Origin of the sequence: Blastococcus sp. DSM 46786 (genome assembly GCF_900109665.1) — a bacterium.
Lineage (GTDB): Bacteria > Actinomycetota > Actinomycetes > Mycobacteriales > Geodermatophilaceae > Blastococcus > Blastococcus carthaginiensis.
This window is the reverse complement of the sequence record NZ_FOAO01000008.1, coordinates 19,404-39,606: the sequence shown is the minus strand read 5'-3', so window position 1 is coordinate 39,606 and position 20,203 is coordinate 19,404. Positions and strand designations below refer to the sequence as shown.

Below are 20,203 nucleotides of genomic sequence, written 5' to 3'. Positions count from 1 at the left end.
CCCCCTTCGCCCCCCGCCGCCCGCTCCGCTCGCGGCGCGGCCCTGCGAAGGGGCCGTTCCAGTCCGTTACGTCCGAGGGGACCCTCGATGGCTTTCTACCGGCAGGTGGGGGAGGTGCCGCGGAAGCGGCACACGCAGTTCCGGCGTCCCGACGGGCGGCTGTACGCCGAGGAGCTGATGGGGGAGGAGGGCTTCTCCTCCGACAGCTCGCTGCTCTACCACCGCGGCGTCCCCTCCTCGCTGGTCGACGCCCGCCCGTGGCAGCTGCCCGACCAGGCGACGACGCCGAACGCCCCGCTGGTGCCCCGGCACCTGAAGCTGCACGACCTCTTCCCGGGCGAGGAGGCCATGCCCTCGACAAGCGCGGCGGCCGATCCCGTGACCGGCCGCCGGCTGGTGCTGGGCAACGCCGACGTCCGCATCTCCTATGCGGTCAGCAGCCTGCCGAGCCCGCTGTACCGCAACGCCGTCGGCGACGAGTGCGTCTTCGTCGAGCGCGGGACGGCGAGGGTCGAGACGGTGTTCGGGGCGCTGGACGTGGGCCCGGGCGACTACGTCGTCCTCCCGCGGGCGACGACGCACCGCTGGCTGCCCACCGGTGCGGAGCCGCTGCGCACCTACGCCATCGAGGCGAACGGCCACATCGCCCCGCCGAAGCGCTACCTGTCGAAGTACGGGCAGTTCCTCGAGCACGCGCCGTACTGCGAGCGGGACCTGCGCGGCCCGGCCGCGCCGCTGCTGGCGGAGGGCACCGACGTCGAGGTGTACGTCAAGCACCGCGGCGAGGGGCCCGGCGGGCTGGCCGGCACCGTGCACGTCGTCCCGGAGCACCCCTTCGACGTCGTCGGCTGGGACGGCTGCCTCTACCCGTACGCCTTCGACGTGGCGGACTTCGAGCCGATCACCGGCCGGGTGCACCAGCCGCCGCCGGTGCACCAGGTGTTCGAGGGGCCGAACTTCGTCATCTGCAACTTCGTGCCGCGGAAGGTCGACTACCACCCGCTCGCGGTGCCGGTGCCCTACTACCACTCGAACGTCGACTCCGACGAGATCATGTTCTACGTGGACGGCGACTACGAGGCCCGCAAGGGTTCGGGCATCGGCAAGGGCTCGGTGACCGTGCATCCGGGCGGGCACTCGCACGGACCGCAGCCGGCCGCGGTCGAGGCGTCGCTGGGCGCCGAGCGGTTCGACGAGCTGGCCGTCATGGTCGACACCTTCCGGCCGCTGCAGCTCGGCGAGGGCGGCGCGGCGGTCGACGACGGGCGGTACGCCTGGTCGTGGTCCGGCCGCGGGCCCACCTCGTGACCTGGCTGGAGCTACCGGACGACACCGGGTTCGGCATCGACAACCTGCCGCTGGGGGTGTTCCTCGGCGGCGGGCGGCCCGGGTTCCGGCACGGCGTGCGCATCGGAGACGCGGTCCTCGACCTGTTCGGGATGACCGGGCTCCCGGTCCACCGGACCCGCACGCTGGACGCGTTCCTCGTCGCGGGGCCCGGGGCCTGGCGGGACCTCCGCGAGCAGGTCACCGAGTGGCTCACCGACGCGCGGCACCGCGCCCGCGTGGAGCCTCATCTCGTCCCGCTGGACGAGGTGAGCCTGCACCGCCCGATCGGCGTCGCGGACTACGTGGACTTCTACAGCTCCCGGCAGCACGCGGAGAACGTCGGCCGGTTGTTCCGCCCGGGCACCGACCCGCTGCCGCCGAACTGGCGGCACCTGCCGATCGGCTACCACGGCCGGTCGGGCACGGTGGAGGTGTCGGGGACGCCGGTGGTGCGGCCGTGCGGGCAGCTCGGGGGGCCGGACGACGGCGAGCAGCCGCCGTTCGGCCCGACGCGGAAGCTCGACTTCGAGGCCGAGGTCGGATTCGTGGTCGGTGCGCCCAGCGAGCCGGGGGAGCCGGTGCCGGTGGAGGCGTTCGCCGAGCACGTGTTCGGCGTCTGCCTGGTCGACGACTGGTCGGCCCGTGACCTGCAGGCCTGGGAGTACGTGCCGCTGGGCCCCTTCCTCGGCAAGTCGTTCCGTACCTCGATGTCACCGTGGATCGTGCCGCTGGCCGCGCTGGAAGCGGCGCGGGTGCCGGCGCCGCCGCGCGACACCGGGCTGCTGCCCTACCTGCGCGACGACGGCGCCCCGTGGGGGCTGGACCTCGCCCTCGAGGTGCGGATCAACGGCGAGGTGGTCAGCCGCCCGCCGTTCCGGGACATGTACTGGACGCCGGCGCAGCAGCTCGCGCACCTGACCGTGAACGGCGCCTCGGTCTCGGCCGGGGAGCTGTTCGCCTCGGGGACGGTCAGCGGCGTCGCACCCGACCAGTGGGGCTCGCTGCTGGAGCTGACCGCCAACGGCACGCAGCCGCTGCGCCTGGCCGACGGCTCGACGCGGGGGTTCCTCGAGGACGGCGACACGGTGTCGATCACCGCGAGCGCTCCTGGCCCCGGCGCCACACGCATCGGCTTCGGGAAGGTCGTCGGCCGGGTGGAGCCCGCCCGGCCCTGACCCGACCGGCTGCGCCGCCGGCGGGGCCATACTCCTGCCATGTCCACCGGGACCGCCCGCGACCTGGGTGCGCTGCTGCTCGCCGGGGTGGCGGGCGCCGCGCACCTGGTCGTCGGCTACTTCTACCTGGTGAGCGGGCTGGCCGTGCCGCTGTACGCGCTGCTCCCGCTGTGGGTGCTCTGGCTGGTGCTGGCGGCGTGGCTGGTCCGGCTCGCGCTCGCCCGTTCGTGGTGGACGCCGATGGTCCCGGTGCTCGCGGCCGCCGTCCTCGTCCTCACCGTCGCCGTCGGCGGCTGGCTGCTCGGCTGGCAGGCCTGAGCCGGGCGGCGCGGCCCCCGGTTCAGCGACCCGGGTGGGAGGAGCCCTCGGGCGCTGCGGCGGCGCGCACCTCGGCGGAGTGGGTGCGGAGCGCGTGCAGCACCGCCCGGTTCACCACCCGGTAGAGGGCGTAGAGGAAGAGGGCCACGAGGGCGAGGTAGGTGGCGAGCCCGATCAGCGACATCACCGCCGTGACGTTATCGGCCCGACTGCTCTGCACCGAGGACCGCGTCGTAGCGGTCGAGCAGGACGGCGGCGATCCGGTCGTCGGGCAGCAGCGGTGCGGTGACGACGTCGGCCCCCGCTCCGGCGAGCTTGTCGTGGAAGTGCCCCGGGGCGAGCAGGTAGGACGCGATCACCACGCGCCGGACGCCCCGCCCGCGCGCGGCGGCGACGGCGTCGGGCACCGGCGGCTGCGCGGCCGAGCCGTAGCCCGTGGTCACCGGCCCCGCCCAGGACTTCTGCAGCAGGGCGGCCGTCCGGTCGACGTCGGCCACCGAGCGCGGGTCGCTGGACCCGGCGGCGGCCAGCACGACGGCGGTGGAGGGGTCGGCCGGATCAGCGCCGGACTCGACCAGCCGGGCGTGCAGCACCTCGGCCAGCCGGGGGTCGGGCCCGAGCGGGCGGGCCGCGACCGCGGACTCGTGCGCGGCAACGGCCCCGGCGATGTCGACGTGCACGTGGTACCCGCCGGACAGCAGCAGCGGGACGACGACGGCCGGCCGGCCCTCGGCGGACAGGCCGGCGACGACGTCGACGACCGTCGGCGGCTGGACGTCGACGAACGCTGCGGCGGTGACCAGGCCGGGGCGCAGCGTGCGGGCGGCCAGCGCCAGCTCGGCGACCAGCCGCCGGCCGGTGGGGTTGCGGGTGCCGTGGGCGCAGGCGACCAGCACCGGCGCCGGGGGAGCGGTCACCGGGCGTGGAGGGCCCGGGCGGTCGCGGACCCCCGCTTCCGGCTCGCGCCGGGGAGCAAGGGTCCGCGACCGCCCAGGACCAGGTGCATCAGGCGGCAGAGCCCCGCAGCGAGCGCAGGACGTACTGCATGATCCCGCCGTTGCGGTAGTAGTTCGCCTCACCGGGGGTGTCGATGCGCACCCGGGCGTCGAACTCGACGTCGCCGGCCTTCACCTTCACCGTGCGGGGGACCGAGCCGTCGTTCAGCGCGGTGATCCCGGTGATCGTGAACTCCTCGTCGCCGGTCAGGCCGAGCGACTCGCGGTTCTGACCCTCCGGGAACTGCAGCGGCAGCACGCCCATGCCGATGAGGTTGGAGCGGTGGATCCGCTCGTAGCTCTCGGCGATGACGGCCTTGACGCCGAGCAGCGCGGTGCCCTTGGCGGCCCAGTCGCGGGAGGACCCCGAGCCGTACTCCTTGCCGGCCAGCACGACCAGCGGGATGCCGGCGTCGATGTAGGCGCGCGAGGCGTCGTAGATCGTCGTCGTCTCGCCGGTCAGGTGGTTCTTGGTGACGCCACCCTCGGTGCCGGGCACCAGCTGGTTGCGCAGCCGGATGTTGGCGAAGGTGCCGCGGATCATGACCTCGTGGTTCCCGCGCCGGGAGCCGTAGGAGTTGAAGTCGCGGCGGTCCACACCGTGCTCGCGGAGGTACGTGCCCGCGGGGCTGTCGGCCTTGATCGAACCGGCCGGCGAGATGTGGTCGGTGGTCACCGAGTCACCCAGCACCGCGAGGGTGCGGGCGCCGGTGATGTCCTGGACCGGGGCGGGCTCGGCCGGCATGCCCTCGAAGTACGGGGGACGGCGGACGTAGGTGCTCTCCTCGGCCCACTCGAAGGTGTTCCCGGTCGGCGTGGGCAGGTTCTGCCACTGCTCGGTGCCGGCGAACACGTCCTCGTAGCTGCGGCCGAACTGCTCCGCGGAGACGGCCTGGTCGATGACCCGCTGGACCTCCTGCGGCGAGGGCCAGATGTCGCGCAGGAAGACGTCGTTGCCGTCGGCGTCCCGGCCCAGGGGGTCGTTGTTCAGGTCGACGTCCATGGACCCGGCCAGCGCGTAGGCGATGACCAGCGGCGGGGACGCCAGGTAGTTCATCTTGACGTCGGGGTTGATCCGGCCCTCGAAGTTCCGGTTGCCCGAGAGCACCGAGACGACGGCGAGATCGGCCTCGTTGACCGCCGCCGACACCGGCTCCGGCAGCGGGCCGGAGTTGCCGATGCAGGTGGTGCAGCCGTAGCCGACCAGGTAGAAGCCCAGCTTCTCCAGGTAGGGGGTGAGCTCGGCCTTCTCGTAGTAGTCCATGACGACCTTGGACCCGGGGGCCAGCGTCGTCTTCACCCAGGGCTTGGTGGCCAGCCCGCGCTCGACGGCGTTCTTCGCCAGCAGCGCGGCGCCGAGCATCACCTGCGGGTTGGAGGTGTTGGTGCAGGAGGTGATCGCGGCGATGACCACGTGGCCGTGGTCGACCTCGGTCTCGGTGCCGTCCTCCATCACCACGCGGGTCGGCTTGCTCGGCCGGCGGCTGACGTCGTGCCCGTCGAAGTGGTGCGGCTTCCCGGCGTCGCCGTTGCCGTGCGCGAACGGGCTCACCGGGTCCGACGCGGGGAACGACTCCGCCGAGGCCTCGTCGGCCTCCGACTCGACGCCGTAGGGCTGCTCCTGGCCGGGCACGCCGGGCTTGCGGTCCTCGCCGCCGGTCTCGTCGGCCTGGACGTAGTCGGCCAGCGCGGCGCGGAAAGCGGGCTTGGCCTCGGTGATGGCCACCCGGTCCTGGGGGCGCTTCGGCCCGGCGATCGAGGGGACGACCGTGGCCAGGTCGAGCTCGAGGTACTCGGAGAAGACCGGCTCGCGCGACGGGTCGTGCCAGAGGCCCTGCTCCTTGGCGTAGGCCTCGACCAGCTTCACCTGCTCCTCGCTGCGGCCGGTCAGCTGCAGGTAGGTGATGGTCTCCTCGTCGATGGGGAACATCGCCGCGGTGGAGCCGAACTCGGGGCTCATGTTGCCGATCGTGGCGCGGTTGGCCAGCGGCACCGCGGAGACGCCCTCGCCGTAGAACTCGACGAACTTCCCGACCACGCCGTGCTCGCGGAGCATCTCGGTGATCGTGAGCACCAGGTCGGTGGCGGTGGCGCCGTCGGGGAGCTGGCCGGAGAGCTTGAAGCCCACCACGCGGGGGATGAGCATCGAGACCGGCTGGCCGAGCATCGCGGCCTCGGCCTCGATGCCGCCGACGCCCCAGCCCAGCACGCCCAGGCCGTTGACCATCGTGGTGTGGCTGTCGGTGCCCACGCAGGTGTCGGGGTAGGCCACGATCCGAGGGCCGCCCGCGGTTTCCTCAGCGCGAGGGAAGACCACGCGGGCCAGGTGCTCGATGTTGACCTGGTGGACGATGCCGGTGCCCGGGGGGACGACCTTGAAGTCGCTGAAGGCACCCTGGCCCCAGCGCAGGAACTGGTAGCGCTCGCCGTTGCGCTCGTACTCGATCTCGACGTTGCGCTCGAAGGACTCCGGCGTGCCGAAGACGTCGGCGATCACCGAGTGGTCGATGACCAGCTCGGCCGGGGCGAGCGGGTTGATCTTCTGCGGGTCGCCGCCGAGCTCGGCCATGGCCTCGCGCATGGTGGCGAGGTCGACGATGCAGGGCACGCCGGTGAAGTCCTGCATCACCACGCGGGCCGGGGTGAACTGGATCTCCTGGTCGGGCTCGGCCGACGGGTCCCAGTTCGCCAGCGCGCGGATGTGGTCGGCGGTGATGTCCGCGCCGTCCTCGGTGCGCAGCAGGTTCTCGAGGAGGACCTTCAGGCTGAAGGGCAGCTTCTCCGCGCCCTCCACCGCGTCGAGCCGGTAGATGTCGTACTCGGTGCCGTCGACGGCGAGCGTCGACCGGGCCCCGAAGCTGTCCTTGCTGGCTGCCACTTCTCTGCGCCTACCCCTCGTGGTTCATCACGCGTCGTTGACCACCCCCCATCATCCCAGCCCGCGGCCGGGAGCACCGAGTCAGGCGACCCTTCCCTCACCCGGTGACCTGTGTCACCGACGGCGCAAGGCGCGGAGTCCGACCGTCCCTCCCGTCCGCGCCGCCGCAGCAGCCCCACCGCTCGCCCCGGGACGGCGTGCCGGGCACGCGGGTCCGTCCCGTGCGCCGGCGCGCGGTTACGGTCCCGCGCCATGACCGCGGTCGACCCATCGGCACCCGCCCCGGCGGCGGCCCCGCCCGTCCTCCGGGACACCGCAGCCGGCGCCCGGGGCCGCGCCGTCGCGGCAGTGCTCTGGGCCGGAGTCCTCGTCGCCTTCGTGCTCACCTGCGCGGCGCGCGGCCTGCCGACCGACCGCGTGGTCCTGCTCGGCTGGGTGCTCGCGGGGCTGGCCGTCACCTCGGTCACGCACGGCTGGCGGCGCCTCGTGCGCCTGCTCGTGGACTGGCTGCCGCTGGTGGCGGTGCTGCTGGCCTACGACGCCACCCGGGGGCTGGCCGACGGCCTGGGCATGCCGGTGCACGTGCGCGAGGTGGCCGACGCCGACCGCTGGCTCACCGGGGGGGTGCTGCCCACGGTGTGGCTGCAGGAGCACGTGCGGGCCGACTGGTGGAAGGCCGTGGCGACGCTGGTCTACAGCAGCCACTTCGTGCTCACCCCCGTGGTGCTCGCGGTGCTGTGGCTGCGCGACCGCGCCCGCTGGGCCCGCTGCGCCCGCCTGGTGGTGGCGCTCTCCCTCGCCGGGCTGGTCACCTACGTGCTCTACCCGGCCGCGCCGCCGTGGCTGGCCGCCAAGCAGGGCGTGATCGAGCCGGTCGCGCGGATCAGCAACGCCGGGTGGGAGGTTCTGGGGCTGCCGCGCGCGGGGGTGCTGCTCGAGACCGGGCAGGGGCAGGTGAACCTCGTCGCCGCCGTCCCCTCGCTGCACACCGCCTTCGCCGTCCTCATGTGCATCGTGCTGCTGCCGCTGGCCCGGTACGGCTGGCAGCGGGCCGGGCTGGTCGCCTACGCCGTGCTCATGCCGGTGGTCCTGGTCTGGTCCGGGGAGCACTACGTCGTCGACACGCTGCTGGGTGCCGCGTACGCGTGCGCCGTCGTCCTGCTCGCGCCGCCGGCCGGGCGCCTGACCCGGGCCGGGGCCCGCCGCGCGGCCGCCCGGCCCCTACCGTGGCGGGTGTGACCGGCACCGTCCCCGACCCGCTGCCCGGCTGGCTGACCGCCGCACGCCGCGTCACCGTGCTCAGCGGTGCGGGCATCTCCACCGACAGCGGCATCCCCGACTACCGCGGACCGAACGGCGTCTGGACCCGTGACCCGGACGCCGAGAAGCTCGTGACGCTGTCCTACTACGTCGCCGACCCGGACATCCGGCGCCGGGCCTGGCTGATGCGCCGGGACATGGGCGCCATGGACGTGCGCCCCAACGCCGGGCACGCCGCGCTGGTCGACCTGGAGCGGCAGGGCCGGCTGCGCGCGCTGGTGACCCAGAACGTCGACGGGCTGCACCAGGCGGCGGGGTCGGACCCCGCGCAGGTCGTGGAGATCCACGGCACCGTGCACGAGGTCGAGTGCCTGGGCTGCCGCGCCCGGACGACGATGCAGGAGGCGCTGGACCGGGTGGCCGCGGGTGAGCCGGACCCGCCCTGCCGCGCCTGCGGCGGCATCCTCAAGTCGGCGACGATCAGCTTCGGGCAGCTGCTGGACCCCGACGTGATCGACGCCGCCGGCGCAGCCGCGCGCGACTGCGACGTGCTGCTCGCGGTGGGCACGTCGCTCCAGGTCCACCCGGCGGCGGGGCTGGTCGACGTCGCCGTCCGCCACGGGGCCCGCGTGGTGGTGGTCAACGCCGAGCCGACGCCGTACGACGACGTCGCCGATCTCGTCGTGCGCGAGCCGATCGGGCCGGCGCTGCCGCGGCTGGTCGCCGCGGGCTGACCCCGTCCTCCCTCGCCGTGGCGCGTCCTCGCTCACCGTCCGCGCCGAGGGAGGACCCTCCACGATCAGGTTCCCCGATCCCAGCGGGAGGACGGCGGTGCCGCACGCGCCGCGCGGCTCGTCGCCGTCCCCGACGACCGATAGCGTGACGGGGACCACGTCCACGGCCGGCCCGCACCGGCCCAGCAGCCCGGGAGCCGGCATGCGCGTACCCCTCACCAGTCGCGACTTCCTCGACCGCGCGGAGCTCGTCTACGGCGACCGCGTCGGCATCGTCGACGAGCCGGCGCAGCCCGCACCGTCGCTCGGCGAGGTGTCCTACCGCGAGGTGGCCCGGCGCGGCCGGGCGCTGCAGGCCGGCCTCGACGCCCTGGGCGTCTTGGAGGGGGAGCGGGTGGCGATCGTCAGCCACAACTCCGCCCGGCTGCTGGAGTTGCTGCTGGCGGTGCCGTCGTCCGGCCGGGTCGCCGTCCCGATCAACTTCCGGCTGCAGCCAGAGGAGGTCGAGTACATCGTCGGCCACTCCGGCGCCCGGGTGCTGCTGGTCGACCCCGAGCTGGAGACCTCGCTCAAGGGCGTGCGCGCCGACCACCGGTTCGGCACGGGGGAGGAGTACGAGCAGCTGCTCCGGTTCGACGCCGAGCCCCAGCCGTGGGCGGAGCCGGACGAGGACGCCACGGCCACGATCAACTACACGAGCGGGACGACGGCGCGGCCCAAGGGCGTGCAGATGACCCACCGCAACATCTGGGTCAACGCGGTCACGTTCGGCATGCACATGCAGATCAGCGACCGCGACGTCTACATGCACACCCTGCCGATGTTCCACTGCAACGGCTGGGGCCTGCCCTACGCCATGGCCGGTGTCGGCGCCCGCCAGGTGGTGATCCGCAAGATCGACGGCGCGGAGATCCTGCGCCGCGTCGACCGGCACGGCGTGACGGTGATGGCCGGGGCCCCGGCGGTCTGGAACGCCGTCCTGGACGCCGCCGCAGACTGGGACGGCGAGATCCCCGGGCGCGACCGGGTGCGGATCATCGTCGCGGGCGCGCCGCCGCCGTCGCGGACCATCGCCCGCGTGGAGGCCGAGCTCGGGTGGGAGTTCAACCAGATCTACGGCCTCACCGAGACCGCCCCGCTGCTGACCATCAACCGGCCGCGCGCCGAGCACGACGACCTCGACCCGGAGGAGCGCGCCAAGCGGCTGTCCCGGGCGGGCGTGCCGTCGATCGGCACCCGGATGGCGATCAGCGACAGCGGCGAGGTGCTGGCGCGCAGCAACACCGTGCTCGCCGGCTACTGGGAGAACCCCGACGCCTCGGCCGAGGCGCTGGAGGACGGCTGGTTCCACACCGGGGACGGCGGGACGCTCGACGAGCAGGGCTACCTGACGATCTCCGACCGGAAGAAGGACGTGATCATCACCGGCGGCGAGAACGTCTCCTCGATCGAGGTCGAGGACGTGGTGTTCAGCCACCCGGCGGTCGCGGAGGTCGCGGTCATCGGCATCCCCGAGGAGAAGTGGGGGGAGATGGTCACCGCCATCGTCGTCCTCGTCGAGGGCGAGCAGGCCACGGAGGCCGAGATCATCGCCCACTGCAAGGCCCGGATCGCCGGCTACAAGGCGCCGAAGCGGGTGGAGTTCCGCGGCGAGCTGGCCCGCACCGCCACCGGGAAGATCCAGAAGTTCAAGCTCCGCGAGGACTTCTGGGCCGGCTCCGAGCGCAAGGTGAACTGAGGGCGCCCCCACCGGGCCGAGCGCGGGGTCTCAACCGTCGCGCTCGGCCACCAGCCGGTCGGTGATCCGCCGGATGCGGTGCACCTGCCGGGAGAGGGTCATGTCGAGGAGCCGGTCGACGGGCGGGACCTCGCCGAGCCGCGCGAGGCCCATCCACCGCGGTACGGCGACCGTGCGGGACCAGTAGGAGCCGAGGCTGCGCGCGACCTGCTCGGCCACCCGCTCCGGGCGGATGCCGGGGGAGAGCCGCCCCTCGGCGTCCTCGTCGGAGACCGGCGCCGCACCCCGGCCACGCACCAGCCACTCGGTCGACACCGGCCCGGGGGTGATCGAGTGCACCCGGACGCCGCGGGCGGTGACCTCCCGTCGGAGCCCCTTGACGAAGCCGTGCGCGCCGGCCTTGGTCGCGGAGTAGACGGTCAGCGGCGGCACCTGTGCCAGCGCGGCGGAGGAGGCGGTGACGAGGACGTCGGCCCGCCCTCGCTCGGCGGCCGCGGCCAGCAGGTGGGGGAGGGCCAGGCGGGCGAGGTCGACGACCCCGGTCAGGTTGGTGGCGATCATCGTCTCGACGGCCTCCTGCGGCGTGTCCTCGACGAGCCCGGCGTAGCCGATCGCCGCGTTGAGGACCACCGCGTCCAGGCGCCCGTGCTCGGCGACCACCCGCTCGACGAGCGCCACCCGGTCGGTGGGTGAGGAGACGTCGGCCCGCACCCCGGTCGCGCCGTCGACGCCGGCCAGCGCCTCGGTCAGCCGCCCCTGGTCGCGGGCGCAGGCCACCACCCGCGCACGGTCGGCGGCCAGGCGGTGGACGACGGCGCGACCGATGCCGGTGCTCCCGCCGGTGACGAGGACGACGCGATCCTGGAGGTCGGGCACCGCCCGGTTCTGCCCAGGCGACGCCGGGCACAACCGCACCGAGCGCGACACGACCTCCGTCCCGCCGACCCACGTCGACGCGACCCGGCTGTGGGTCGACTCCCGGCCGCGGGCGTTCGTGCAGCGCCGGGGCGAGGCGGCGATCCTGCGGCGCCTCGGCGGCGAGGTCCCCGGCGGCACCGTCCTCGAACTGGGCCGCTGGCACCGCCGCTGACGTCCCGGAGCGACGGCCCTCGTCCGCCGCGCCGACCGCACCGGCGGGCCGCCGTCCTCGTGCTCCAGCGTGAGGACGGCGGCCCGCACGCGAGGACGGCGCGCGCGGAGAGCCGCCGTCATCCACCCGGGCGATCCACCCCTTCGGGGTGAGGCCTCCTCAACGGTTCGCCGGCTCTCGCCGATGCCCCCGACGGGTCACCCGTCCGGGTGCCCGTCGGACGTCGGGAAGAGGCAGCGGTGGGCAGCGGAGCGCGGACGTGCGCGGTGCGGGGCGGTACCCGGTCCCCCGCCGGGGTGGTCGGGCGCGGCCGGGCGGCGCTGCGGGCGGTCGTGGCGGTCCTCGTCGCCGCGGTGGCGATCGGCCTCACCCCGTCGGCGGCCGGCGCGGCGCCGCGGAACCCCAGCGACGCCGAGCTCGGTACCGCGCAGCAGGCGAGGGCAGACGCCGCCGAGCGCGTCGGGGAGATCAGCGCGCAGCTGGCGCGGGCGCGGGCGAACACCGAGGCCCTGCACCAGGCGGCGCTCATCGCGCTGCAGGACTACGAGGACAAGCAGGCGGCCTACGACGCCGCCCGCGCCGCCGCCGACGCCGCGGCCGCCGCGGCGGCCCAGGCGGCCGCCGACCTCCAGGAGGGGCGCGACGACGTCGCCTCCTTCGCGCGGGCCAGCTACATGCAGGGTTCCACCGCTCCGGGCATGACCGCGCTGCTCAGCGCTGCCGGCCCGGCGGAGCTGATCGAGCGCGCGGCCCTGCTGGAGGCCGCTGGGACCAACCGCACCGAGGTCGTCGCCGAGCTCACCGTCCTGCAGGTGCAGGCCGCGACGGCGGAGCAGGCCGCCCAGCAGGCGACCGAGCAGGCCGCCGCCGTGCAGCAGCAGGCGGCCGACCTGCTGGCGGATGCGCAGACCCAGGAGGTGGAAGCGCGCCGGCAGGCGGACGCGCTCGATGCCCAGGAGGACGGTCTCCAGGCCGAGCTCCAGCAGGCGCAGCAGGTGCTGCAGGGGCTGGAGGGCGCCCGGTCGGCCGCGCGGGAGGCGGCCGCCCGGCAGGCCGCCGCGCCGGCGCCGCAGCGCACCCCGACCAGGCCCGCGCCCGCCCCCGTGCCTGCCCCCGTCCCGATCACCCCGACGCCCGAGCGTCCCTCCGGGGGCACGGCCGGCGCGCCGTCGGCATCGGCGGCCGAGACGGCCATCGCGGCGGCGCGGTCGCAGCTCGGCGTCCCGTACTCGTGGGGCGGCGGCGGCAGCAACGGCCCCAGCAACGGGATCCCGCCGGACAGCCAGCTCTTCGGGTTCGACTGCTCGGGCCTCACCCAGTACGCCTACGCCCGTGCCGGGATCGCCATCGGCGGGACCAGCCGGGACCAGTGGTGGCTCAACCGGGACAAGCAGGTGGCGACCGCCGACCTGCAGCCCGGCGACCTGCTCTTCTGGGGCGGCACCCGGAGCGACTACATGTCCATCACGCACGTGGCGCTCTACATCGGCGGCGGTCAGGTGATCGAGGCGCCGGACCGCGGCAAGCACGTGACCGTGGCCCCGGCGCGCACCTCGAGCAGCACCTACTTCGGCGCGGTACGGCCGAGCGCTCGCTGAGCCGGATCCGTCGCCGGGACGAGGCCGGACGTGAGGCGTCGGGCAGCCACGGGGGGAGCTGCCCGACGCACCGCACACGCTAGCAGCCCCGGCCTGCCGTGGGCAGGGAAATCCTCCTCCCTCCCAGGTCGTTCCGCGAAGGCGCGCGCGGGTCGGTGGCGACGGCGCGGCGGCACACGCCTCGGGTGTAGGACACTGGGCCGGGGCCGGCACGACACCGCCCCGTCGACGGCCTGCCCGAGCCGGGTGGTCGCGGCCCGGCACGACCAGGGAGCCACGTGTCCAGCGCTGCCAGCACACCGACCGAGAGCGTGCCCGCCCACCCGCAGGCACCCGTGCCCCCCTCGGTCGACGCCGCCCGCCTGGAACGGGTGCTCTTCGAGATCAAGCACGTCATCGTCGGCCAGGACCGCCTGGTCGAGCGGATGCTCGTCGCGCTGCTCGCCCGGGGGCACGTCCTGCTCGAGGGTGTGCCCGGCGTCGCCAAGACCCTCGCCGTCGAGACGCTGGCGACCGTCGTGGGCGGCACGTTCTCCCGGCTGCAGTTCACCCCCGACCTGGTGCCGGCCGACATCATCGGCACCCGCATCTACAAGGCCGGCCAGGACGCGTTCGACACCGAGCTGGGCCCGGTCTTCGCCAACTTCCTCCTCACCGACGAGATCAACCGGGCCCCGGCCAAGGTGCAGTCGGCGCTGCTGGAGGTCATGGCCGAGCGGCAGGTCTCCATCGGCGGCGTCACCCACCCGCTGCCCGACCCGTTCCTCGTGCTGGCGACGCAGAACCCGATCGAGAACGAGGGCGTCTACCCGCTCCCCGAGGCCCAGCGCGACCGCTTCCTCATGAAGGTGCTGGTCGACTACCCCAGCGCCGAGGAGGAGCGCGAGATCATCTACCGGATGGGCTCGCAGCCCCCCGTGGCCGAGACGGTGCTCGGCCCGGACGAGTTGCGCCGGCTGCAGCGCACGGCCTCGCAGGTGTTCGTGCACCACGCCCTCGTCGACTACGTCGTCCGGCTCGTCGTGGCCACCCGGTCGCCGCGCGAGCATGGCATGGAGGACGTCGCCACGTGGGTGGCCTACGGCGCGAGCCCCCGGGCCTCGCTCGGGCTGATCGCCGCCGGCCGCGCCCTGGCGCTGGTGCGCGGGCGCGACTACGTGCTCCCGCAGGACGTCCTCGACGTCACCGCCGACGTGCTGCGCCACCGGCTGGTGCTGTCCTACGACGCGCTCGCCGACGGCGTGCCGGCCGACCACATCGTCAAGCGCATCGTGCAGACCGTCCCGCTGCCGCAGGTCGCGCCCCGGCAGGGTGCCTCCGGCGGCGGCCCCGGCGTCCCGGGCGGGCCCTCGGTGCCGCCCGGTCAGGTCGGCCCGTTCTACGGTCCGCCGCAGGGCGGCCCGTGGGGGCAGAACGGCCCGCAGGCGCCGGGTGGCCCGCACTACGGCGCGGGTCCGCAGGGCCCCGGTCAGCCGGGTCACGGGGACAACGGGCAGCACGGCAGCTCCAACGGCGCCGCACCCGGGTCCCAGCGGACGTGATCGGCCGCCGTCGCCGGGCGGAGCCGCCGCCGGCCGCGCCCGAGCACAAGGGGCTGCTGCTGCACCCGGCGACGCCCGGCTCGGGCACCGGTCCCGGGGGTGAGGACGGATCCCCGCCCCGCTTCGCCGACGGGCCGGCCGACGTGCTGCTGCGCCGGCTCGAGCTCACCGTGCGGCGCCGGCTGGACGGGCTGCTGCAGGGCGACCACCTCGGCCTCGTCCCCGGCTCGGGCAGCGAGGCGGGTGACTCGCGCACCTACCACCCGGGCGACGACGTGCGGCGCATGGACTGGCCGGTGACCGCCCGCACCCAGGTGGCGCACGTCCGCGAGACCATCGCCGACCGCGAGCTGGAGACCTGGGCGGTGGTCGACCTCTCGGCGAGCCTGGACTTCGGCACCGCCAACTGCCAGAAGCGCGACCTCGCCATCGCCGGGCTGGCGGCGGTCGGGCACCTCACCGTGCACGGCGGCAACCGGCTCGGCGCCGTCGTCACCACGGGGGAGCGGGTCGACCGGTACCCGGCGCTGCCCGGACGGCTCGCCGCCGAGCGGCTGCTCCGCTCGGTGGTGGCGACGCCGCGGGCGGGCACCGGACGCCGGGGCGACCTCGCCGCGGCGCTGGAGACGCTGCGCCGCCCGCCGCGCCGCCGGGGGCTGGTCGTGGTGATCTCCGACTTCCTCGGCGACGACGACTGGGAGCGCCCGCTGCGCGGCCTGGGTGCCCGGCACGACCTGCTGGCCGTCGAGGTCGTCGACCCACGCGAGCTCGAGCTGCCCGACGTCGGGCTGCTCACCGTCGTCGACCCCGAGACCGGCCAGACGCTCGAGGTGCCCACCGGCGACGCCGAGTTCCGCGCCCGGTACGCCGAGGGCGCCGCCGCCCAGCGGACGCGTGTGGCGGCGGCGCTGCGCCGGGCCGGGGCCGGGCACCTGCACCTGCGGACCGACCGTGACTGGCTCATGGACGTCGTCCGCTTCGTCGCCGAACGCCGGCGTGCCGGCAGCGGAGGGGCCTCCCGATGACCTTCCAGTCCCCGTGGTGGCTGCTGGCCCTGCTGGTGGTCGCCCTGCTCGTGGCCGTGTACGTGGTGCTGCAGCTGCGGCGCAAGGCGTACGCCGCCCGCTTCACCAACGTGGCGCTGCTCGGCTCGCTGGTGCCCAAGCGGCCCGGCTGGAAGCGGCACCTCGCCTTCGGGCTGGTCGCGCTCGGCCTCGCCACGCTCGTGGTGTCGCTGGCCGTGCCGAGCACCGAGGTGCGGGTCCCGCGGGAGCGGGCGACCGTCGTGATGGCCGTCGACGTCTCGCTGTCGATGGAGGCCCAGGACGTCGAGCCGAGCCGCTTCCAGGCGATGCAGCGGGCGGCCACCGAGTTCGTCGACGTGCTGCCCGAGCGGATCAACCTCGGCCTGGTGACGTTCGCGGGCACGGCCACCACGGTGGTGCCGCCGACCACCGACCGGGCGCAGGTGGCGGTGGCGATCGAGAACCTGGACCTCGCGGAGGCGACGGCGATCGGCGAGGCGGTGTTCACCTCGCTGGCGGCGATCGAGAACTTCCAGGCCTCGCTGGAGAGCGCCGGGGAGGAGCCGCCGCCGGCGCGGATCGTGCTGCTCTCCGACGGCACCAACACCGTCGGCCGCGACGACACGCAGGCCATCGAGGCCGCGCGCGCCGCCGGGGTGCCGGTCTCCACGATCGCGTTCGGCACCGACTACGGCACCCTCGACATCGACGGGGAGCGGGTGCCGGTGCCGGTGGACCGGGCGGCGCTCGAGGAGATCGCCGACCAGACCGGCGGCAGCTACAGCGAGGCCGCCAGCGCCGCGGAGCTGGAGCAGGTGTACGCCGACCTGGGCAGCCAGATCGGCTACACCACCGAGCCGCAGGACATCAGCCCCTGGTTCGTGCGGGCCGGCGTCCTGGTCGTGCTGCTCGGTGCGGTCCTCAGCCTGTTCTGGACCAACCGCCTGGTGTGAACCGCGCGGTGCGGCAGCCCTCCTCGCCGTACACGGCGGGAAGGGCGCCGCACCGCGCGGTCGAGCCGGCGTGGCGCGGAGCGGTCAGCGGCTGGGGTCGAGGACGAGCTTGCCGGTGGTGCGGCGGGCGAGCAGGTCCTGGTGGGCGTCGGCGACGGCGGAGAGCGGGTAGCGGCCGCCGACGACGGGCTTCAGCTCACCGGCGTCGACCATGGCCAGCAGGTCGGTCATGGCGGCGTCCATCATCTGCGGGCGGGCCATGCAGTGGGCCAGCCAGAAACCGATGACCGCGCGGCTCTTCTGCATGAGCATGCCGGGCGGAACCGACCGCGTCTCCTGCCGAGCCGCCATGCCGTAGGTGACCAGCCGGCCGAAGGGCGCAAGGGCCGACAGCGACCCGTTGAACACGTTGCCGCCGGTCATCTCCAGCACGATGTCGACGGGCTTGCCGCCGTTGGCCTCGCGCAGCGCGCCGGTGAAGGCCTTCGGGTCGTCGTCGGCCAGCGCCGGGTCGACCGTGGCGTGCGCGCCGAGCTCCTCGGCGAGCTGGCGCTTCTCGGGGGAGGAGGCGGTGGCGATGACCCGGCCGGCGCCCCACTTGCGGGCCAGCTGCACGGCCAGCGAGCCCACGCCGCCGGCGCCGGCGATGACGACGACGGTCTCGCCCTCGGCCAGGTGCGCGCTGGTGCGCAGCAGGTGCCAGGCGGTCGAGCCCTGCAGGACGACGGCGAGGGCCTGCTCGTCGCTCACGCCGTCGGGCACCGCCCAGGTCAGGAAGTCGTGGGCCACGACCTTCTCGGCGTAGCCGCCGCCGTCGAGCAGGCCGACGACCCGCTGCCCGCCGCCGACCGGGGTGCCGACGAACTCCGCACCGGGGATCAGCGGCAGCTTCTGCTCGGCGAGGTAGCTGTTCTCGATCTGGTGGGTGTCGGCGTAGTTGATGCCGGCGGTGGAGACGTCGTAGAGCTGCTGGCCGGGACCCGCCTCCGGTTCGGCGATGTCGACGATGTCGAGGACCTCGGGCCCGCCGAAGCGGGTGATCTGCACAGCACGCATGGCGGTGACCCTATGGAGCCGGGTGCAGGCGTGCTGGACCGAGGGCGCTGCGCGGCCACACCGCGCTCTCCTCCATGCGGTCGCACCGGGTTGCGTACCGGGATCTGCCCGCCGGTGCTACGTTGTGCTACATGAAATCGGTGACGCACCGGGAGATGCGCAACAACAGCGGAGAGATTCTTCGTGCGGTCGCGGCGGGGGAGTCGGTGCAGGTGACCAACAACGGTCAGCTGGCCGCGGTGATCGTTCCCCCGGTCGGCGCGACGGTCGAGGACTTGGTCCTGCGGGGACAGGCGCGGCGAGCGCGCCGGCCTCGTGCCGATCTGTCGACGATCCGGCGGCGCACGGCCACGCTGTCGAGCCAGGAGCTGGCCGACGACGCCCGAGGCCGCTGGTGACGTCGTACCTGGACACGTCAGCGGCGATGAAGCTGCTCGTCGAAGAGGTGGAGTCCGCGGCGCTCACCACGTACCTGCAGTCGGAAGAGATCTCCGACGTGGTCGCGTCATGGCTGCTCCACACCGAGCTGCACTGTGCGGCCAACCGCCATCCCGACGACATCGATCTGGCTGCGGTGGGCGTCGTCCTCGACACCATCACGCTGGTCGATCTGACGCGCGGTGATCTGCGGACGGCCGGGGCGTTGCCCGGCAGGCTGCGTTCGAACGACGCAGTCCACCTGGCTGTCGCCCTCCGGGTCGGGGTGGACGAGATGATCACCTGCGACTCCGAGCTGGGTGTCGCCGCGAGCGCGTCGGGGCTGGCCGTCGTCCGCCCTGCCTGATCCCCGCTGTCGACGACGGAGAGCCTCGGGACCGCCGATGCGGTGAACTGCACGGCGCACATGCCGAGGGCAGGGGGCTCTGCCCAACGGACGAGATGCATCGTCGTCGTGCTGGACGGCGGGGGGCGGCCGTCGCGGGCGGCTTCCCCCGAGCAGACCGTCACGCATGCGGTGCTACACCGCCATGTGCAAGTGCTACACTCCACTCGTGCCAACTGCTCGCCCGCGCCACATGGTGACCGAGACGGACGAGCTGGCTGTTGCTCTGGACGCAGCGGCGGTGCGCGCTCCAGGCCTCAGCCGTTCGCAACTGCTCACCCGACTGGCCCTGGAAGGTCATCAGGCCGCCCAGCGGGCGCACGACGAGCGGCGGCAGCGGCGGCTCGCGGCCCTGCGTGCACACAGCGGTGGGCTGACCGGGGTCTACGGCTCCGACTACCTGCAGCGACTGCGCGAGGAGTGGCCCGCGTGATCGTGCTGGATGCCAGCGTTCTCATCGCATACCTGGACGCCGAAGACGTCCAGCACGAGGCGGCGAATTCGTTGCTCGCGCGCGAGATCGACGACGTGTTCGCCGCCAATCCGCTGACGCTCGCGGAGGTGCTGGTCGCGCCTGCGCGGTCGGGTCGTCTCGACGCAGCCCTCTCCGCCCTGCGAGACCTCGAGGTCGACGAGCGACCGTTTCCCCCCGACACTTCCGTCCGACTTGCCCAGTTGCGTGCCGGCACGGGTCTGCGGATGCCGGACTGCTGCGTCCTGCTCGCCGCCCAGGATGCGGCTGCCCGCGTCGCTGCCTTCGACAGCCGCCTGGCGCGGGAAGCCGAAGCTCTCGGTCTCGTCACCCTGCGCTCGTAGCACCGAGCGGTTCGCATGGTGGTGACCGCGGTGGAGCAGGGGCGTTGAGGCGATCGACAGAGGCGGGAGGTGCGGCCACTCGCCCGGGTGTGCTGGCGGCGACCGGTGACATCCCGAGAGATGTGTCGAGCCAGGACCTGGCTGACCACGCCGGAGGCCTCCGTCGGGTGCCGCCTCGCATGTGGATCACGCGGACCGGGCCAACGCGTTCCGGACCTCCTCGTCGGTGGTCGCTTCGAAGCTCTCGTAGCCCTGCCCGACTGCTGAGAAGGAGTCCGGCGCCCAGAGGCAGAGCATGTCGTCGACCTCCGGCTCGAGGGTCCGGCACGCGGTGGGCGAGGCCACGGGGACGGCGAGGACGAGGCGGCCGGGGCCCTGCCGGCGGATCGCGGCGACGGCGGCCCGCATCGTGGACCCGGTGGCCAGCCCGTCATCGACGACGATCACCGGCCGACCGGCGAGCGGCGGCGCGGGGCGTCCCTGCCGGTACGCCGTCTCGCGGCGGCGCAGTTCCCGGATCTCCTGCTGCCGGACGCGCTCGAAGACGTCGTCGTCGACCTGGAGGTGCTGCAGCACCCTCTCGGACACCACCGTCTCCACGTCGTCGTCCACGGCGGCGATGGCGCCCATGGCCAGCTCCGGCTGCCAGGGGACGCCGACCTTGCGGACGACGACGATGTCGAGGGTCGCGTCCAGCGCGGCGGCGACCTCGGCGGCGACCACGACGCCGCCCCGTGGGAGGCCGAGCACGACCGGGTCGGTGCCGGCGTGCTCGGTCAGCCGGGCGGCGAGCGCCCGACCTGCCTCGGTCCGGTCGGCGAACGGTCTGGTGGTCGAGGACATGGATGCCCCTCTCGGGTCGTCGCGGATCGCC

Annotated in this window: 20 protein-coding genes and 1 pseudogene; 15 read left to right on the top strand and 6 right to left on the bottom strand. The window is 74.2% G+C overall.

Annotated features, from left to right (window positions below; genetic code table 11):
- The first annotated feature begins 87 nt into the window (after positions 1–87).
- The 3 genes from BMW62_RS08890 to BMW62_RS08880 are packed head-to-tail and all read left to right on the top strand — an operon-like array spanning position 88 to position 2,822.
- Positions 88–1,308: a homogentisate 1,2-dioxygenase gene (locus BMW62_RS08890; protein WP_091930502.1), complete on the top strand. Its 1,221-nt coding sequence runs from the start codon at positions 88–90 to the stop codon at positions 1,306–1,308.
- Positions 1,281–2,504: a fumarylacetoacetase gene (gene fahA, locus BMW62_RS08885; protein ID WP_244523924.1), complete on the top strand. Its 1,224-nt coding sequence runs from the start codon at positions 1,281–1,283 to the stop codon at positions 2,502–2,504. The genes BMW62_RS08890 and fahA overlap by 28 nt, the downstream gene beginning before the upstream one ends.
- 39 nt (positions 2,505–2,543) lie before the next feature.
- Positions 2,544–2,822, top strand: coding sequence for a hypothetical protein (locus BMW62_RS08880; RefSeq protein ID WP_091930501.1), 279 nt, complete (start codon positions 2,544–2,546; stop codon positions 2,820–2,822).
- A 22-nt stretch (positions 2,823–2,844) separates the two neighbouring features.
- On the opposite strand, the gene BMW62_RS22580 is transcribed toward BMW62_RS08880, so the two are convergent.
- From BMW62_RS22580 to BMW62_RS08870, 3 genes are all read right to left on the bottom strand, one after another.
- A complete protein-coding gene (locus BMW62_RS22580) occupies positions 2,845–3,009 on the bottom strand; it encodes a hypothetical protein (protein ID WP_170852296.1) in 165 nt (54 codons plus the stop codon).
- 10 nt (positions 3,010–3,019) lie between these two features.
- Entirely contained in the window at positions 3,020–3,739 is a 720-nt protein-coding gene (locus BMW62_RS08875; RefSeq protein WP_244523923.1) for a sirohydrochlorin chelatase, read from the bottom strand.
- Between the two features lie 88 nt (positions 3,740–3,827).
- Positions 3,828–6,695: an aconitate hydratase gene (locus BMW62_RS08870; protein ID WP_091930500.1), complete on the bottom strand. Its 2,868-nt coding sequence runs from the start codon at positions 6,693–6,695 to the stop codon at positions 3,828–3,830.
- A gap of 252 nt (positions 6,696–6,947) precedes the next feature.
- On the opposite strand from BMW62_RS08870, the gene BMW62_RS08865 reads away from it, so the two are divergent.
- From BMW62_RS08865 to BMW62_RS08855, 3 genes are all read left to right on the top strand, one after another.
- Positions 6,948–7,934, top strand: a complete 987-nt coding sequence (locus BMW62_RS08865) for a phosphatase PAP2 family protein (protein ID WP_091930499.1) — start codon at positions 6,948–6,950, stop codon at positions 7,932–7,934.
- On the top strand, positions 7,931–8,689 hold the full coding sequence (locus BMW62_RS08860; protein WP_091930498.1) for an SIR2 family NAD-dependent protein deacylase: 759 nt from the start codon (positions 7,931–7,933) through the stop codon (positions 8,687–8,689). Before BMW62_RS08865 ends, BMW62_RS08860 begins: the two co-directional genes overlap by 4 nt.
- A gap of 202 nt (positions 8,690–8,891) precedes the next feature.
- Entirely contained in the window at positions 8,892–10,427 is a 1,536-nt protein-coding gene (locus tag BMW62_RS08855; RefSeq protein ID WP_091930630.1) for an AMP-binding protein, read from the top strand.
- Between the two features lie 30 nt (positions 10,428–10,457).
- On the opposite strand, the gene BMW62_RS08850 is transcribed toward BMW62_RS08855, so the two are convergent.
- Complete coding sequence (locus BMW62_RS08850) at positions 10,458–11,303, bottom strand: SDR family oxidoreductase (RefSeq protein ID WP_091930497.1); 846 nt, start codon at positions 11,301–11,303, stop codon at positions 10,458–10,460.
- Here BMW62_RS08850 and BMW62_RS23150 point away from each other — a divergent pair.
- The 5 genes and pseudogenes from BMW62_RS23150 to BMW62_RS08825 all read left to right on the top strand — a co-directional run bounded on the left by BMW62_RS23150 (position 11,269) and on the right by BMW62_RS08825 (position 16,634).
- Complete coding sequence (locus BMW62_RS23150; RefSeq protein WP_091930496.1) at positions 11,269–11,517, top strand: hypothetical protein; 249 nt, start codon at positions 11,269–11,271, stop codon at positions 11,515–11,517. The two genes, BMW62_RS08850 and BMW62_RS23150, sit on opposite strands and share 35 nt — an antisense overlap.
- A gap of 239 nt (positions 11,518–11,756) precedes the next feature.
- Entirely contained in the window at positions 11,757–13,115 is a 1,359-nt protein-coding gene (locus tag BMW62_RS08840) for a C40 family peptidase (RefSeq protein ID WP_244523922.1), read from the top strand.
- 362 nt (positions 13,116–13,477) lie between these two features.
- Positions 13,478–14,389, top strand: a pseudogene (locus tag BMW62_RS08835) (MoxR family ATPase); the annotation flags it as partial.
- Positions 14,390–14,652: 263 nt separating this feature from the next.
- Positions 14,653–15,681: a DUF58 domain-containing protein gene (locus tag BMW62_RS08830; protein WP_091930494.1), complete on the top strand. Its 1,029-nt coding sequence runs from the start codon at positions 14,653–14,655 to the stop codon at positions 15,679–15,681.
- Positions 15,678–16,634, top strand: a complete 957-nt coding sequence (locus tag BMW62_RS08825; protein ID WP_091930493.1) for a VWA domain-containing protein — start codon at positions 15,678–15,680, stop codon at positions 16,632–16,634. Before BMW62_RS08830 ends, BMW62_RS08825 begins: the two co-directional genes overlap by 4 nt.
- 84 nt (positions 16,635–16,718) lie before the next feature.
- On the opposite strand, the gene BMW62_RS08820 is transcribed toward BMW62_RS08825, so the two are convergent.
- Positions 16,719–17,690, bottom strand: a complete 972-nt coding sequence (locus tag BMW62_RS08820; protein ID WP_091930492.1) for a quinone oxidoreductase family protein — start codon at positions 17,688–17,690, stop codon at positions 16,719–16,721.
- Positions 17,691–17,821: 131 nt separating this feature from the next.
- On the opposite strand from BMW62_RS08820, the gene BMW62_RS08815 reads away from it, so the two are divergent.
- The 4 genes from BMW62_RS08815 to BMW62_RS22570 all read left to right on the top strand — a co-directional run bounded on the left by BMW62_RS08815 (position 17,822) and on the right by BMW62_RS22570 (position 19,329).
- Positions 17,822–18,088, top strand: coding sequence for a type II toxin-antitoxin system Phd/YefM family antitoxin (locus BMW62_RS08815; protein ID WP_091930628.1), 267 nt, complete (start codon positions 17,822–17,824; stop codon positions 18,086–18,088).
- Positions 18,085–18,474, top strand: a complete 390-nt coding sequence (locus BMW62_RS08810; RefSeq protein ID WP_091930491.1) for a type II toxin-antitoxin system VapC family toxin — start codon at positions 18,085–18,087, stop codon at positions 18,472–18,474. Before BMW62_RS08815 ends, BMW62_RS08810 begins: the two co-directional genes overlap by 4 nt.
- A 208-nt stretch (positions 18,475–18,682) precedes the next feature.
- Positions 18,683–18,946, top strand: coding sequence for a hypothetical protein (locus BMW62_RS22575; protein WP_170852295.1), 264 nt, complete (start codon positions 18,683–18,685; stop codon positions 18,944–18,946).
- Positions 18,943–19,329, top strand: coding sequence for a type II toxin-antitoxin system VapC family toxin (locus tag BMW62_RS22570; RefSeq protein ID WP_170852294.1), 387 nt, complete (start codon positions 18,943–18,945; stop codon positions 19,327–19,329). Before BMW62_RS22575 ends, BMW62_RS22570 begins: the two co-directional genes overlap by 4 nt.
- Before the next feature lie 186 nt (positions 19,330–19,515).
- Here BMW62_RS22570 and BMW62_RS08800 read toward each other — a convergent pair whose 3' ends face one another.
- Positions 19,516–20,172 (bottom strand): phosphoribosyltransferase, encoded by a 657-nt coding sequence (locus BMW62_RS08800; protein ID WP_091930489.1) that lies wholly within the window; start codon positions 20,170–20,172, stop codon positions 19,516–19,518.
- Positions 20,173–20,203 lie beyond the last annotated feature (31 nt).